Annotated in this window: 15 protein-coding genes; 13 read left to right on the plus strand and 2 right to left on the minus strand. The window is 74.4% G+C overall.

Annotated features, from left to right (window positions below; genetic code table 11):
• Positions 1-3: 3 nt before the first annotated feature.
• Positions 4-840, plus strand: coding sequence for a hypothetical protein (locus ACIQD7_RS08345; RefSeq protein ID WP_402440645.1), 837 nt, complete (start codon positions 4-6; stop codon positions 838-840).
• Entirely contained in the window at positions 840-1,832 is a 993-nt protein-coding gene (locus tag ACIQD7_RS08350; RefSeq protein WP_391166877.1) for a protein kinase domain-containing protein, read from the plus strand. The genes ACIQD7_RS08345 and ACIQD7_RS08350 overlap by 1 nt, the downstream gene beginning before the upstream one ends.
• A gap of 34 nt (positions 1,833-1,866) precedes the next feature.
• Here ACIQD7_RS08350 and ACIQD7_RS08355 read toward each other — a convergent pair whose 3' ends face one another.
• On the minus strand, positions 1,867-3,216 hold the full coding sequence (locus tag ACIQD7_RS08355; RefSeq protein ID WP_402440648.1) for a streptophobe family protein: 1,350 nt from the start codon (positions 3,214-3,216) through the stop codon (positions 1,867-1,869).
• A 109-nt stretch (positions 3,217-3,325) separates the two neighbouring features.
• Between ACIQD7_RS08355 and ACIQD7_RS08360 the strand changes: the two genes are divergently transcribed.
• Both ACIQD7_RS08360 and ACIQD7_RS08365 read left to right on the plus strand, forming a co-directional pair.
• Positions 3,326-4,747, plus strand: coding sequence for a DUF6777 domain-containing protein (locus tag ACIQD7_RS08360; RefSeq protein ID WP_402440650.1), 1,422 nt, complete (start codon positions 3,326-3,328; stop codon positions 4,745-4,747).
• Between the two features lie 90 nt (positions 4,748-4,837).
• Entirely contained in the window at positions 4,838-5,341 is a 504-nt protein-coding gene (locus tag ACIQD7_RS08365) for an FBP domain-containing protein (protein WP_389667768.1), read from the plus strand.
• A 45-nt stretch (positions 5,342-5,386) separates the two neighbouring features.
• Here ACIQD7_RS08365 and ACIQD7_RS08370 read toward each other — a convergent pair whose 3' ends face one another.
• A complete protein-coding gene (locus tag ACIQD7_RS08370; RefSeq protein ID WP_402440652.1) occupies positions 5,387-6,568 on the minus strand; it encodes an acyl-CoA dehydrogenase family protein in 1,182 nt (393 codons plus the stop codon).
• 248 nt (positions 6,569-6,816) lie between these two features.
• Here ACIQD7_RS08370 and ACIQD7_RS08375 point away from each other — a divergent pair, with 248 nt between their 5' ends.
• The 9 genes from ACIQD7_RS08375 (at position 6,817) to ACIQD7_RS08415 (ending at position 14,451) form a co-directional block, all read left to right on the plus strand.
• A complete protein-coding gene (locus ACIQD7_RS08375; protein WP_402440654.1) occupies positions 6,817-8,022 on the plus strand; it encodes a CaiB/BaiF CoA transferase family protein in 1,206 nt (401 codons plus the stop codon).
• A gap of 108 nt (positions 8,023-8,130) precedes the next feature.
• Complete coding sequence (locus ACIQD7_RS08380; RefSeq protein WP_121832711.1) at positions 8,131-8,802, plus strand: GntR family transcriptional regulator; 672 nt, start codon at positions 8,131-8,133, stop codon at positions 8,800-8,802.
• An 83-nt stretch (positions 8,803-8,885) separates the two neighbouring features.
• Positions 8,886-9,461 (plus strand): exonuclease domain-containing protein, encoded by a 576-nt coding sequence (locus ACIQD7_RS08385; RefSeq protein ID WP_402440656.1) that lies wholly within the window; start codon positions 8,886-8,888, stop codon positions 9,459-9,461.
• Between the two features lie 65 nt (positions 9,462-9,526).
• Positions 9,527-9,625 carry a hypothetical protein gene (locus tag ACIQD7_RS08390; protein WP_402440658.1) on the plus strand — a complete coding sequence of 33 codons (99 nt, stop codon included), beginning with the start codon at positions 9,527-9,529 and terminating at the stop codon, positions 9,623-9,625.
• 175 nt (positions 9,626-9,800) lie between these two features.
• The gene (locus ACIQD7_RS08395) at positions 9,801-10,997 is read left to right on the plus strand and encodes an LLM class flavin-dependent oxidoreductase (protein WP_402440660.1); all 1,197 of its coding nucleotides are present in this window, start codon (positions 9,801-9,803) and stop codon (positions 10,995-10,997) included.
• On the plus strand, positions 10,994-11,872 hold the full coding sequence (locus ACIQD7_RS08400; RefSeq protein WP_402440662.1) for an ABC transporter permease: 879 nt from the start codon (positions 10,994-10,996) through the stop codon (positions 11,870-11,872). Before ACIQD7_RS08395 ends, ACIQD7_RS08400 begins: the two co-directional genes overlap by 4 nt.
• A gap of 67 nt (positions 11,873-11,939) precedes the next feature.
• Positions 11,940-12,983 carry a glycine betaine ABC transporter substrate-binding protein gene (locus ACIQD7_RS08405; RefSeq protein ID WP_402440664.1) on the plus strand — a complete coding sequence of 348 codons (1,044 nt, stop codon included), beginning with the start codon at positions 11,940-11,942 and terminating at the stop codon, positions 12,981-12,983.
• Positions 12,970-13,776, plus strand: coding sequence for an ABC transporter ATP-binding protein (locus ACIQD7_RS08410; protein WP_402440666.1), 807 nt, complete (start codon positions 12,970-12,972; stop codon positions 13,774-13,776). The genes ACIQD7_RS08405 and ACIQD7_RS08410 overlap by 14 nt, the downstream gene beginning before the upstream one ends.
• An 81-nt stretch (positions 13,777-13,857) precedes the next feature.
• Positions 13,858-14,451: a TetR/AcrR family transcriptional regulator gene (locus tag ACIQD7_RS08415; RefSeq protein ID WP_161374135.1), complete on the plus strand. Its 594-nt coding sequence runs from the start codon at positions 13,858-13,860 to the stop codon at positions 14,449-14,451.
• Positions 14,452-14,491: the final 40 nt, after the last annotated feature.

Raw genomic sequence — 14,491 nt, forward strand, 5'->3', positions numbered from 1 at the left:
CCCGTGACCGTCCCCATGTCCGAGTACGTGCCGGACTTCCGGCCCACCCACGTCGTGCCGCGCGACGGCCTGCCCGCCTGGGAGGCGCCCGATCCGGAGCTGCCCACGGCGCCCCTGGACGCCTTCCTGCCGGTGCGCCTTGAAGAGCGGAGCGGGGACTGGGGGCGGATCCAGTGCTCCAACGGCTGGACGGCCTGGGTCGACGCGCGGCTGCTCGTCAGCGTCCCCGACGACCCTCCGGCGGCGGGCCAGCCCCTCACCAGGACCGCCGATCCCCGTCCGCTGATCGCCCGCGCCGAGGACGCCCTCGGCCGCTATCGGCGGGCCGCCGAGGAGCTGGGCGCGGGCCGCCTCGACGGCGAGGCCTTCCGGCTGCGGACCCGCGGCCTGCGGGTGGGCATGGTCGTCGACGGCGAATCGGTGTGGCTGTACGACGCGGAGCACGAGCGCTGGGTGTACTGCGACGGCGCGGGGCTCAGTACGTACGCGTCCGGGGCCGCGCCCTCGGTCACCGCTCCGGCGCCGGCCGGCGCGGAGGAGGCCGGTGGTCCGGTGGGCGACGGCGTTCCGGCGGACGGCGGTGCTCCTGCGGCCGGCGGTACTCCGGCGGACGGCGGTCACGAGCCCACCCGGGTGGTGCCCGTCGGACACGATCCGACGCGGGTCGTGGAGCAACCGCCGGCCGGGGTGGCGGAGCGGCCGCCGACGCAGGTGGTGGAGCAGCCACCGGCCGAGGCGGTGGAAAGGCCTCCGACCCAGGTCGTGGAACAGCCGTCCGAGGAGGCGGAACCGCCTCCGCCGACGCGGGTCGTGGAGCGGCCGCCGACGGGTGAGGGCTGATGGCCGGCGGGGCGCACGCCGACCCGGACCTTCCGGCGGGCCGGCCCTCGGGGCTCGTCGGCAAGGAGATCGCCGGCTACCGCCTGGAGGGCGAGATCGGGCGCGGCGGCATGGCCGTGGTGTACCGGGCCCGGGACCTGCGGCTCGACCGCACGGTGGCGCTGAAGCTGCTCGCCCCCGAGCTGGCCCGCAACGACACCTTCCGCAAGCGCTTCGCGCACGAGTCGAGGGTGGCCGCCTCGATCGACCACCCGCACATCGTGCCGGTCTTCGAGGCGGGCGAGACGGAGGGCGTGCTGTACATCGCCATGCGGTACGTCGCGGGGCAGGACCTGGTGGCACTGCTGCACCGCGAGGGGCCGCTGCCGCCCGCGAAGGCGGGCAGGATCGCCGTGCAGGTGGCCTCGGCCCTGGACGCGGCGCACGCGCACGACCTGGTGCACCGGGACGTGAAGCCCGGCAACATCCTGGTGGCCGAGGGCACCGACCGGGACCATCCGGAGCACGTGTACCTGACCGACTTCGGCCTGACGAAGAAGTCGCTGTCGCTGACGGGCTTCACGACGGTGGGCGAGTTCGTGGGGACCCTCGACTACGTGGCGCCCGAGCAGATCTCGGGGAAGCCGGTCGACGGCCGGTGCGACGTGTACGGCCTGGCGTGCGTGGTGTTCGAGACCCTGGTGGGCGCGCCGCCGTTCCGCCGGGACACCGACTGGGCCGTGCTGTGGGCGCAGCAGTACGATCCCCCGCCCCCGCTCTCCGAGGCGCGGCCTGAGCTCCCGGGGGCGGCGGACGCGGTCTTCGCGAAGGCGCTGGCGAAGACGCCGGAGGAGCGGTACGGGACGTGCCTGGAGTTCGTCACCCAGCTGCGCGCCGCCCTGGCGTCGGGCGCCCCGGGGGCGGCGGGCCCGGCGGTGGCCGGGGCGCCCCGGCCGCTCGGCCCGCCGCCCGCCCCGCCCGCGTGGGCGCGCCCGGTGTTCCGGGAGCTGTAGGGCCGGGGGGCCCGGGATCTGTAGGGCCTGGGGGTCAGCGCGCGTCGGGCGGTGGCGGTGCCGGCCGCTCGACCTCGCCCTTCCGGCGGACCCGGGAGGCGAGGAGGCCGGCGAGGAGGCCGAGGACCAGGCCCCACAGGAGCGCGAAGCCGGCGATGACCCAGACGTGCGGGCGCAGCAGCACCTGTCCGCCGAGCGAGTCGAGTTCGCCGATGCCGAGGACCGAGAGGCCGAAGCGGGCCTCGACGTGGGTGACCGGGGCGACGACCAGCATGGTGAGCGCGAAGGCGACGCCCGTGCGCAGGGAGTGCTGCCAGAGCCTGGTGCGGGCCGGGGAGCGGACGGCGGCGGCGAAGGCGGCGGCGAGCACCAGGACGGCGGCGACGGGGAGCAGCCACCAGGCCCGTCCGTCCTGCGCGGCCAGTGAGGACAGGTCGATGGTCGAGAGGTCCGGGGCGCCGCCGCTCCCGCCGCGCAGGACGGCGTCGAGGACCTGCGGCACGGGCAGACCGAAGGGTCCTTCCGCCCGGCCCTCCCAGGAGCCGCCGATGCCCACGCCGAGCGCGAGCCAGGTGATGTTGGGCAGGCCGAGGAGGAGGACCGCGAAGGTGTCGGCGGGGCGCCCCTTGGTCGCGGCGACGACGAGCCCGACGACCAGGCCCACGAGCACGTACGCGAGGAGCAGCAGGAGCATCGCGCGGGCGACGGGCCGGACGGGTTCCTGGTAGCGGACGAGCCGGGACGGCAGGGGGGTCGCGCGCGAGACGAGGAGGGCGACGAGGAGCACGCCGAGGATCCACAGGAGGCCGTAGAAGAGCGTGGGTCCGAGGTCGGTGCGGAAGCCGACCGTCGGGTTCACCGAGTCGAGGAGTTCGCCGAAGAGGTCCATGAGCGGGTCCTCGGCCTCCCCTCCGCCGACGGTGATCCGGAAGTCGTGGCGGGCGAGGGCGGAGAGGCCCGCGAGGCCGAGCAGCCAGAGGACGACGACGGACCCGGCGCGGAGCAGGAGTTCGCGGGCGCCGGTCACCGCGTGGTGGCGCAGGGGCCGCAGGAAGCAGTAGCCGGTGACCAGTGCGCCCACCAGGGTGACGGTGAGGGGCATGGCGGTCAGCTGGGCCTGGGTTCCGGCGAGGGCTCCGGCGTCCCCGGAGAGTTCGACCTTGCCGCCCGTCGCCATGACGACGACGGCGGCGAGGACGGCGATGAAGCCGCCGGGCAGGTCGGCGGCGCCCGCGGCCCGGAGGCCGAGCCCGGCGACGACGCCCATCGCGAGATACCCGGCGACCACGGCCGCCAGGGCCTGGAGGGCGATCCGGGCGAAGAGCCCGGCCGGGGTCGCGGCGGGCCGCGTGGAGGTGGGGGGCCTGCTGCTCACGGTGACCACGCTAGTACCGGGTACGGCCGCGCGCTTGCGGACGGAGCGCCCCCGGCTCCGGACGGAGTCGGGGCGCGGAGCACCTCCGCTTGCGGGCGGGCACCCGTCGGCGCACACAATGGGCCCGGAACGGAAGAAAGGGAAAAACGTGACTTCCCACCCGCCGTCCGGGCCTCCGTCCGGTCCGCCGTCGGTTCCCCCCACAGGTCCCCCTTCGGGCCCCCTCTCGGGTCCGAGCACGCGCCCGGGCTCCTCCGGCCCCCCGCCGCCGTCCGGACCGCCCACCGGCGGTTCCGGCGGCGCGGGCGGTTCCGGGGGCGGGGGCTCCGGTGGTTCCGGTGGTTCCGGTGGTTCCGGCGACGGCCCGGACGCCGGGGGTTCGTCCCGCTATCCGGGTGACGGCGGCAAGGGCGGCGGCCCGTGGTGGCGTTCCGTCCCGAAGGTCGCCTCGATCACCGCCGTGCTCGTGGCGGCCGTCGCCCTGATCGTCGTGCTCACCAGCCGATCCGGCGACGACGGCGGCACGACGAACGCCGGCGGCGGGGAGGTCTTCCTCCAGAGCGCCTCCTCGTCCGGCCCCGACCCGTTCACACAGACGACGGTCAGCTCCACCGGTTCCGCCCCGCCGCCCTCGCTGCCGCCCCGCAGCGGCTCCGCGGAGACCGGCACCCCCCGGGTGTCGGGCGGCACGCCGGGCCTCTACGGCGGGACGAAGTCGGTGGCGAGCTGCGACGTGGAGCAGCAGGTGCGCTACCTCTCCGGCGAGCCCGCGAAGAACGCGGCCTTCGCCTCGGTCGCGCGCGTCTCCGCGAACGAGGTGCCCGGCTATCTGCGCTCCCTCACACCGCTCCAGCTCCGGGCCGACACCCGGGTGACGAACCACGGCTTCAAGGACGGCTCCGCCACCTCGTACCAGGCGGTCCTCCAGGCCGGCACCGCGGTCCTGGTCGACGACCGGGGAGTGCCCCGGGTGCGCTGCGCCTGCGGCAACCCGCTGACCGAACCGGTGGCGCAGAAGAACCCCCGGACGACCGGCACCCCCTGGCCCGGCTATCAGGCCGACCAGGTGGTCGCCGTCGCGCCCTCCACGACGGTCGTGAACGTCTTCGTGGTGTACGACCCCGAGGACGGCGACTGGTTCGCGCGGAAGCACGGCGACACCGGCGGCAATGACGAGCCGACCTCGCCGCCGACGTCGACCTCCCCCGCGCCGTGCCCGCCGGGCTCGTCGCCGTGCCCCGGCGACAGCACCTCTCCCGGGCCGTCGACGTCCTCGCCCGGGCCGCGGCCCGACTCCTCGCCGCCGCCCGAGCCGCAGCCGGACTCCTCCCCGCCCGCGCCACAACCGGACTCGTCACCGCCGCCGCCCGAGCCGCAACCCGACTCCTCGCCCCCGCCGCCCGAACCGCAGCCCGATTCCCCGCCGCCGCCCGAGCCGCAGCCGGACTCCTCCACCCCGAACTCGGGGCCGGCCCCGGAGACCTCGGGGGAGGCCCCGGCGGACCCGAACACGGGCGGGCCGGCGGCCGCCCGGGCCTGATCCGGGCCGGCCCGCGCCGAACGAGGCGCCGTCCACGGGCGGCGCCTTATTCGGGTGCCCGTCCGGGAGGACGCGTGTACGGTCCACCGAGTGGAACCATTGACCGACAAACAGATCCGCTCGTCCTTCGTGAACTGCACCAAGGGCGAGGCGGCGCGGCTCAAACTGCCGCTCGACTTCGCCGAGCTCCCCTGGGACGACCTGGACTTCCTCGGCTGGGTCGATCCGGGCGCTCCGCTGCGCGCACACCTGGTCGTGCCCCGCGAGGACGGGCCGCTCGGCGTGTCCCTGCGGGTCCCGGCCGCCGGCCGGACCAGCGCCATGAAGTCGAGCATGTGCCAGGTCTGCCTGACCGGGCACGCCTCCTCGGGCGTGACGCTCCTCGTGGCGCCGCTCGCCGGGAGCCGCGGCCGCGAGGGGAACACGGTCGGCATCTACCTCTGCGCCGACCTCGCCTGCTCCCTCTACGTCCGGGGCAAACGGCAGCCGAAGCTGCGCGGCCGGCGCCAGGAGGAGTCCCTCACCGTCGAGGAGCAGATCGCCCGTACGACGGCCAACCTCGACGCCTTCGTCCGGCGGGTCACGGCGGGCTGACGGCCCACCGTGCCCCCCCCGTGGCCGGACGGCTCGGCGGACGGCTCAGCGGAAGGCCTGCTCGCCGGTGAGCGCCTTGCCGATGACCAGGGAGTGGACCTCGCTCGTGCCCTCGTAGGTGAGCACCGACTCCAGGTTGTTGGCGTGGCGCAGCACCGGGTACTCCAGGGTGATGCCGTTGGCGCCCAGGATCGTGCGGCACTCGCGGGCGATCGCGATCGCCTCGCGCACGTTGTTCAGCTTGCCGACGCTGACCTGCTCGGGGGTGAGCGCGCCCGCGTCCTTCAGGCGGCCCAGGTGCAGGGCGAGGAGGATGCCCTTGCCGAGTTCGACGGACATGTCCGCGAGCTTCTGCTGGGTGAGCTGGTACGAGGCGAGGGAGCGGGCGAAGACGGTGCGGTCCCGGGCGTAGGAGATCGCCGTCTCCAGGCAGTCGCGGGCGGCGCCGAGCGCGCCGAAGACGATGCCGAAGCGGGCCTCGTTGAGGCAGCCGAGCGGGCCCGAGAGGCCGCGGGCCTCCGGCAGCATCGCGTCGGCCGGCAGCCGTACGTCCTCCAGGACCAGTTCGCTGGTGACGCTCGCCCGCAGCGACAGCTTCATCCTGATCTCGGGGGCGCTGAAGCCGGGGGTGCCGGCCGGGACGAGAAAGCCCCGGACGCCCTCCTCGGTGCGGGCCCAGACGACGGCCACGTCGGCGACGGAGCCGTTGGTGATCCACATCTTGGTGCCGTTGAGCACCCAGTCGGAGCCGTCACGCTTGGCGTTGGTCCGCATGGCGCCGGGGTCAGAACCCGCGTCCGGCTCGGTGAGGCCGAAGCAGCCGATGTACTCGCCCGCCGCCATCTTCGGCAGCCACCTCTGCTTCTGCTCCTCGGAGCCGTACTTCCAGATCGCGTACATGGCGAGGGAGCCCTGTACGGAGACCAGGGAGCGCAGTCCGGAGTCGACGGCCTCCAGCTCCAGACAGGCCAGGCCGTACGCGACGGAGTTGGTGCCCGTGCAGCCGTACCCCTCCAGGTGCATACCGAGCACGCCGGTGCCGCCGAGGGTGCGGGCGAGTTCGCGGGCGGGGATCTCGCCCTTCTCGAACCAGCCGGCGACGTGCGGCCGCAGCTCGCGGTCGGCGACGGCCCGGACGGTGCGCCGGATCTCGCGCTCCTCGTCGGTCAGCAGCCCGTCGACGGCGAGCAGGTCGAAGGGGTGGACGGGGGTGGACGGCGACTTCACGGACGGCCTCCTGGCGGTGGGCGACGGGCGCCTGTGACGGGTGGTGACGGGCGCCTGCGACGACTCGGCGTGCCGAAGCGTAGCCGTACATCGGATATTGGATCCAGTATTGAAAATCCGCCGGGTCGGCCCTACGGTCCGGTGGACTGGATCCAATATCCGGATCCGATGCATTGGATCCAACGTGCGACGCATCGGATCCGACGCATCGGATCCGACACCCGGTCGCCGATCCCGAGGAGAGCGGAATGCGCGCAGACCAGCCGGACCCGTCCCGCGACGCACCCCGTGCCGCGCCCGGCACCGCGCCCGGCGCCCTGTCCGGAATCGTCGTCGCGGACTTCGGCCGGGTGCTCGCCGGGCCGTACATGACGATGCTCCTGGCCGATCTGGGCGCGGACGTGATCAAGATCGAGCGGCCGGGGTCGGGGGACGACACGCGCGCGTGGGGGCCGCCGTTCGCGGGCGGGGAGGCGACGTACTTCCTCGGGGTGAACCGGAACAAGCGCTCCGTGTCGCTCGATCTGACGGATCCCGGCGGCCTGGCGGCGGCGCGCGCGATCGTGGACCGGGCGGACGTCCTGGTGGAGAACTTCCGGCCGGGCACGATGGAGCGGCTGGGGCTCGGCTACGAGGACGTGCGGGCGACGAACCCGGGGCTCGTCTACTGCTCGGTGACCGGTTTCGGCACGGCGGAGGGCGCCCGGCTCCCCGGGTACGACCTGCTCGTCCAGGCGATGGGCGGTCTGATGAGCGTGACGGGCGAGCCGGACGGGCCGGGGACGAAGACGGGGGTCGCCCTGGTCGACGTCGTCACCGGTCTGCACGCGGGCATGGGCGTGCTCGCCGCGCTCCGGCACCGGGAGCGCACCGGCGAGGGCCAGCGCGTCGAGGTCTCGCTGCTCGGCTCCCTGCTCTCCGCGCTCACCAACCAGGCCGCCGCGCACCTGGGGGCGGGGGTCGTGCCGCGCGCGATGGGCAACCGGCACCCGAGCATCGCCCCGTACGAGGTCCTCCAGGCGAAGGACCGGCCGCTGGTCCTGGCGGTGGGCAACGACCGGCAGTTCCGGGCGCTGTGCGAGCGGCTCGGCCTGCCGGAGCTGGCCGGGGACGCCCGCTTCGCGACCAACTCGGCCCGGGTGGCCCACCGGGAGGAGCTGGCGGCGGCGCTCGCCGGGCCGCTCGGCGGCCGTACCGCCGACGGCTGGTTCGAGGAGCTGACGGCGGCCGGGGTGCCCTGCGGGCCGATCAACGACCTGGCGGACGCCTTCGGTCTGGCCGACCGGCTGGGGCTCGCCCCGCGCGTCCCCGAGTCGGCGGCCGGACCCGGCCAGGTGGCCCATCCGATCCGGCTGGGCGCCACTCCGGCCTCCTACCGGGCCGCTCCCCCGCGCCTGGGCGAGCACACGGACGCCGTGCTCGCCGAGGAGAGACGGCCCCCGGGCGGGTCCTGACCCGGGGGAAGGTCCGGAGGATCCGTAGGAAGATGGTCACGCCGGAGGAGCGGTCCGCCGGAGGATCGACGCGCCGGCGGCGGCACGAGGAACGGAAGGTCACAGGCGATGAGCAGCGCGGTGCAGAAGCGGCGGCCGCAGACCGCCCAGCAGTTCGTTCTGGAGGAACTGCGGCGCGCCATCACCACCGGGGAGCTCAGGCCGGGCGACCAGATCCGCCAGGACGCCCTCGCGGCGCGGTTCGAGGTGAGCCGGGTGCCGCTGCGCGAGGCCCTCAAGGCCCTGGAGGCCGAGGGTCTGGTGGTCCATCACATACACCGGGGCTACTTCGTCGCGGAGCTCTCGCTCGACGACCTGGAGGAGATCTACCGGATCCGGGAGCTCCTGGAGACGGAGGCGGTCCGGCTGGCCGTGGGGCGGATGCCGGAGGGCACGGTCGGCGCGCTCGAACGGATCCAGCGCGAGGTGGAGCGGGCCGCCGACGCCGGGGACGTGCCCGCGATGGCGGCGGCGAACCGGCTCTTCCACTTCACCCTGATCGAGGCGTCCGGAATGCCGCGCCTCGTCCGCCTCATCGCGACCCTGTGGGACTCCACCGACGCGTACCGCTCGCTGTACTACGCGGACGCCCCGCACCGGAAGCTGGCCGTGCGGGAGCACCGGGCCGTGATCTCCGCGCTCCGGCACGGCGACGAGGCGGCCGCCGTCCGCTGGCTGGACGAGCACCGGGCACACGCGGTGGCGGCCCTGCGCGCGGTCCTGGAACGGGACGCCGACTGACCCCTCCCCCGCGAGAACCGGCCGGCCCCTCCCCCCTGGAAAACCGGGTGCCGCCCGCGAAGGCACCCCCTACGCTCGTCCGCATGGAACACGGGGGCTTGGTCAACGTCGTCGACGTCGAGGCGACCTGCTGGGAGGGGCAGCGCCCGCCCGGGCAGGTGAGCGAGATCATCGAGATCGGGCTGACCGTGGTCGACCTGGACGCGCGGGAGCGGCTCTCCCGGCACCGGATCCTGGTCCGCCCGGTCCGGTCGCGGGTCAGCGCGTTCTGCACCGAACTGACCGGCCTCACCCAGGCGGAGGTCGACACCGGCCTGGACTTCGCCGCCGCCTGCCGGCTGCTCGCCACCACATACGAGGCGGGGAGGCGCCCCTGGGCGAGCTGGGGCGAGTACGACCGCAAGCAGTTCATCCACCAGTGCCGGGCCACCGGCGCCCCGTACCCCTTCGGGCGGCGCCACACCAACGCGAAGATGGTCTTCACCGAGGCGTACGGGCTCGCCCGGCGCCCCGGCATGGCGCAGGCGCTGGAGGTGGCGGGGCTGCCCCTGGAGGGGCGTCACCACCGGGGCGAGGACGACGCGTGGAACATCGCCGCCCTGGTGCTGCGGATCGTCGGCCGGGGTGCCTGGCCGGAGGACCCGGATCCCAACAGCTGAGACCATGTGGTCCAGATGGCGGACGAGACTTGTCGGCGGAGCGTCCGCGCGGCAAGGATGCGCCCATGACTCCCGCCCTCGTCTCCCGCCGCCACGTGGATCTTCTGCGTGTCGCGGGGATGCTGTGTCGGGCCGAGTCCTGTTGTCGCGCGGCCTGTTGCTGAGCCCCTTCCCGGCTCTCCTCCTTCCTTCGCGCCGCCGGCGGTTCCCCTCCGCCGGCCGTCTCCGCCGCGTCCGGCGCTCCGGGCCCTGAACTCCCGGGCCCCGGTCACGTTTCCCGCGCGGGACGGCGTTCCGTACGCCCGTCCGCGCCCCGCACTTCCCCCGAGGTACGCCCGCATGTCCTCTTCCGCCGCCCCCGTACTGCACTGGTTCCTGCCCACCGGTGGTGACGGCCGCGACCCCGGCGGGGTCACCGCCGTCCAGGGCCGCACCGCCGCCGCCACCCGGCGCGGCGCCGACCTCGGCTATCTGGCCCAGGTGGCTCGCGCCGCCGAACAGGCCGGTTTCACCAAGCTGTTGACGCCCGTGGGACTCGGCTGTGTGGACCCGTGGGTGCTGACGTCGGCCGTGGCGGCGGTGACCGAGCGGATCGGCTTCCTGGTGGCGTTCCGGGCCGGGCTCGCCCAGCCGACGCTGATCGCCCAGCAGGCCGACACGTTCCGGCGCCTGTTCGGCGACCGGATCGCGCTGAACGTGGTCACCGGCGGCGACCCGGCCGAGCAGCGGGCGTACGGCGACCACCTGCCGAAGGACGAGCGGTACGTCAGGACCGGCGAGCTGATGGAGGTGGTACGGACGCTGCTCGACGGCGGCGCCGCCGACCTGAAGGGCCGTCACGTCCGGGTGGAGAACGCCCGGTTGCACGATCCTTCCGTGCGGCATCCGGTCCCCCTCTACTTCGGCGGGGCGTCGCCGGAGGCCGAGGAGGTCGCCGCCCGCCACGCCGAGGTGCAGCTGCTGTGGGGCGAGCCCCCGGCAGCCGTCGCCGAGCGCGTCGCCCGGGTGCGGGAGAGGGCCGCGCGGGCCGGACGCGTCCTGCGCTTCGGGATCCGCCTCCACGTCATCACCCGCGACACCTCCGCCGAGGCCTGGCGGGAGGCTGACCGGATCCTGGCCGGGTTCGACCCGGAGGCGGTCTGCGCCTCGCAGGAGCGGTTCGCCCGGATGGACTCGACCGGGCAGGCCCGGATGACCGCGCTGCACGGCGGCTCCGCCGAGCGGCTGACCGTCTCCCCCAACCTGTGGGCGGGCATCGGGCTCGTCCGCGAGGGCGCGGGCACGGCCCTGGTCGGTTCGCACGACGAGGTCGCGCGGCGGCTCTTCGAGTACGGGCGGGCCGGCATCGACGAGTTCGTCCTGTCCGGCTACCCGCACCTCGAAGAGGCCTACCGGGTCGGCGAGGAGGTCGCACCGCGCCTGCGGGCGCTCACGGAGGCGGCCGGCACACAGACGACCGGCACGCAGGCGGTCGACGCCGAGGCAGTCGACGCCGGGGCGGCCGACGCCGGGGCGGCCGGGGAGGTGGCGGCGTGACCCTCCTCGACACCGTCAAGGAGTCCGGAACCGGCTCCTCGGGGGCCGCCCCCGCTCCCGGGCGGCCCGCCCGCCGGATACCGGCCGGGGTCGCGGCCCTGCGCTGGACCGCGCTGCGGCTGCTCGCGCTCGCGGTCCTCCTCGCCTCCTGGCAGGCCGTGGTCACGGCGGGCGTCTGGCCGCGCGTGCTCGTCCCGTCCCCGGGCGACGTGTGGCAGGCCTTCGTGAAGGCGTCCACCGTCCACGACGGGGTGCGCGGCATCAGCGGCCACCTGCTCGTCGAGCACCTGGCGGTCTCGCTGCGCCGGATCGCGATCGGCACCGGTTACGCGGCGCTCGTCGGGATCCCGCTGGGGCTCCTCATCGGGGTGGTGAAGCCGCTCGCCGTGGTCCTGGAGCCGGCCGTCACCTTCCTGCGCACGCTGCCCCCGCTGGCGTACCTCTCGCTGCTCGTCATCTGGTTCGGCATCGACGAGTCCCCGAAGATCTGGCTGCTGCTCGTGGCCGCCCTCCCGCCGATCGCGGCGGCCACCGCCGCGGCCGTCCGGGGCGTCCCCACCGATCTGGTGGAGGCGGGGCGGGCCCTGGGCGCGGGGCCGGTGGCGCTGCTGTTCTCCATCCGGCTGCCGTCGGCGCTGCCGGAGATCCTCACGGGGGTGCGGATCGCCGTCGGCATCGCGTACACCTCGGTCGTCGCGGCCGAGACCATCAACGGCGTCCCCGGCATCGGCGGCATGATCCGCGACGCCCAGCGCTACAACCAGACCGACGTCGTCATCGCCGGCATCATCGCCATCGGCCTCTCCGGAATCCTCCTCGACGCGCTGTTCCGGGGCCTGGAGCGGGCGGCGGTCCCCTGGCGCGGCCGCGCCTGACGCCCCCTCTCCCACTTCCTCTCCCTCACCTTTCCTCTCCCTTTCCCGCTTTCCCGAAGGAACCGTCATGCCCTCTTCCCGTCGCGGCGCCGTGCTCGTCGCCTCCGCCACCGCCCTGCTGCTCGCCCTCACCACGACCGCCTGCGGCGGTGCCGACTCCGGGGACGGGGGCAAGGGCGGAAAGGTCCGGGTGCGCATCGCGTACCAGGCCATCCCCAACGCCGACCTGGTGGTGAAGAACCAGAAGCTCCTGGAGAAGGCGCTGCCGGACGCCGAGGTGTCGTGGGTGAAGTTCGACTCGGGCGGCGACGTCAACACCGCCGTGATCGCCGGGTCCGTGGACCTCGGGCTCCTCGGTTCGAGCCCGGTCACCAAGGGGCTCTCGGCGCCGCTGAACATCCCGTACAAGGTGCTGTGGATCCACGATCTGATCGGGGACAACGAGGCGCTCGTCGCCAAGAAGGACATCGCGTCCGTCGCCGCCCTCAAGGGACGGAAGATCGCGACCCCGTTCGGTTCGACCGCGCACTACTCGCTGCTCGTGGCGCTGGAGTCGGCGGGGCTCAAGGCGTCCGACGTGACGCTCGTCGACCTCCAGCCACAGGACGCGCTCGCGGCCTGGCAGCGGGGCGACATCGACGCCGCCTACGTGTGGACGCCGAGCCTGACCGAGCTGAAGAAGGACGGGAAGGTGCTCGTCTCCAGCCGGGAGATCGCGGCGAAGGGCAAGCCGACCGCCGACCTGGGCGTGGTCACCGACGCGTTCGCGGCGAAGCACCCCGAGATCGTGGACGCCTGGCTGAAGGCCGAGGACCAGGCGGTGAAGCTGGCCAAGAGCGACCCCGCGAAGGCGGCCACCGCGATCGGCGCCGAGCTCAACCTGAGCCCCGAGGAGGCCCGGAAGCAGCTCGCCGAGCTGGTCCTGCTCACCGCGAAGGAGCAGCAGGAAGCCCCGTACCTGGGCAAGCCCGGCGCCCCGGGCGCGCTCGCGGCGAACCTGCACGACGCCGCCGTCTTCCTGAAGGGCCAGAAGGCCATCGACGCCGTCCCGGACCGGTCGGTGTTCGAGAAGGGCCTCGCGCTGAAGGAGCTGGCCCGTGTCGGCGGCTGAGCGCGTGTCACCGTCCGGGGCCGGTACGGGAGCGGCGCCGGGCAGCGCCGATGTCGAGCTGTCGGGCGTCGGGGTCCGCTACGGCACGGCCAAGGCCCCCGTCGTCGCGGTCTCCGACGTGTCCCTGACCGTGGCGCCCGGCGAGTTCGTGGTCCTGGTCGGTCCGTCGGGCTGCGGCAAGACGACGCTGCTGCGGCTCGTGGCGGGCTTCGAGCGGCCCGCCACCGGGAACGTGGAGGTGCGCCGGAAGGTCGGCGTGGTCTTCCAGCAGCCCCGGCTCTTCCCCTGGCGCACGGTCGGCGGCAACCTCGCCTTCGCCCTGGCCCGGCACGGGGTGGAGCGGTCCGCGCGGGCCGGTCGGATCGAGGAGCTGCTCTCCCTGGTGGGCCTGTCCGGCATGGCCGGGCGGCGCACCTGGGAGCTGTCGGGCGGGCAGCAGCAGCGCGTCGCGATCGCGCGGGCGCTCGCGGCGGAGCCGCAGGTCCTGCTGATGGACGAGCCGTTCGCGGCGCTTGACGCGCTCACCCGCGAGCGCCTCCAGGAGGAGGTGCGGGCCCTGGCGTCGGCCACCGGCGCGACCGTCCTCTTCGTCACGCACTCGGCGGAGGAGGCGGTCCTGCTCGGCTCCCGGGTCCTGGTGATGGCGGCGGGTCCCGGCCGGGTGGTCGCCGAGGTCGCCGTCCCCCTGCCCCGCGATCCGGGCACGGACGTGGCCGCCCTGCGCGGCGACCCCGGGTTCGCCGCCCTGCGGTCGGAGCTCGCGGCGGCGACGCGGAGTCCGGCGGCGGCCTGAGGGACCGGTGGAAGGGACGGTCCGGGTCGATCACGGCGCCGGGGGCTGCGGTTACCCTGGCGCCGGACGCGAGGAGGAACCATGGCGCGGATGTCTTCGGCCGAACGACGCCGGCAGCTGGTCGAGGCGGCGATCAGGGCGATGACCAGGGACGGGGTCGCCCGGACCACCACCCGGTCGATCTGCGCCGAGGCGGGGGTGTCGCTGAGCGTCTTCCACTACTGCTTCGAGTCCAAGCAGGCGCTCCTGGAAGCGGCGATCGAGACGATCACCGACAACTACGTGGCGCGCGTGATGTCGGCGGTGGAGCCGGGCGCCACCCTGCGCGAGACCGTCCGGGGCGCGCTCCGGACGTACTGGGACCACGTCACCGCCCACCCCGGCGAGCACATGCTGACGTACGACCTGACCCAGTACGCGCTGCGCGAGCCGGGGTTCGAACACCTGGCGCGGGCCCAGTACGAGCAGTACGTGGCGTCGGCGGCCGATCTGGTCGAGCGGGTGGGCGCGGTGCGGGGGATCGAGTCGAAGGTGCCGGTGGAGGTGGTCGCGCGGTACCTGGCGGCGGCGATCGACGGCCTCACGCTCCAGTTCCTGGTCCTCGGCGACAAGCACACGGCGGACGGCCACCTGGACCTGATGGCCGATCAACTCGTGGCCCTGATGGAGGGTTGAGGGCACGGAGCCTCCCTCACCCGTGAGTAGGTCATTTGTC

The sequence above is a fragment of the Streptomyces sp. NPDC093071 genome, assembly GCF_044754545.1.
GTDB lineage: Bacteria > Actinomycetota > Actinomycetes > Streptomycetales > Streptomycetaceae > Streptomyces.

What these genes read in the sequence shown, in the direction of transcription:
- ACIQD7_RS08350 (WP_391166877.1), top strand. Translation starts at nt 840, where the DNA reads ATGGCCGGCGGGGCGCACGCCGACCCGGACCTTCCGGCGGGCCGGCCC.
- ACIQD7_RS08385 (WP_402440656.1), top strand. Translation starts at nt 8,886, where the DNA reads ATGGAACACGGGGGCTTGGTCAACGTCGTCGACGTCGAGGCGACCTGC.
- ACIQD7_RS08360 (WP_402440650.1), top strand. Translation starts at nt 3,326, where the DNA reads ATGGGCCCGGAACGGAAGAAAGGGAAAAACGTGACTTCCCACCCGCCG.
- ACIQD7_RS08395 (WP_402440660.1), top strand. Translation starts at nt 9,801, where the DNA reads ATGTCCTCTTCCGCCGCCCCCGTACTGCACTGGTTCCTGCCCACCGGT.
- ACIQD7_RS08375 (WP_402440654.1), top strand. Translation starts at nt 6,817, where the DNA reads ATGCGCGCAGACCAGCCGGACCCGTCCCGCGACGCACCCCGTGCCGCG.
- ACIQD7_RS08380 (WP_121832711.1), top strand. Translation starts at nt 8,131, where the DNA reads ATGAGCAGCGCGGTGCAGAAGCGGCGGCCGCAGACCGCCCAGCAGTTC.
- ACIQD7_RS08415 (WP_161374135.1), top strand. Translation starts at nt 13,858, where the DNA reads ATGGCGCGGATGTCTTCGGCCGAACGACGCCGGCAGCTGGTCGAGGCG.
- ACIQD7_RS08390 (WP_402440658.1), top strand. Translation starts at nt 9,527, where the DNA reads ATGACTCCCGCCCTCGTCTCCCGCCGCCACGTGGATCTTCTGCGTGTC.
- ACIQD7_RS08405 (WP_402440664.1), top strand. Translation starts at nt 11,940, where the DNA reads ATGCCCTCTTCCCGTCGCGGCGCCGTGCTCGTCGCCTCCGCCACCGCC.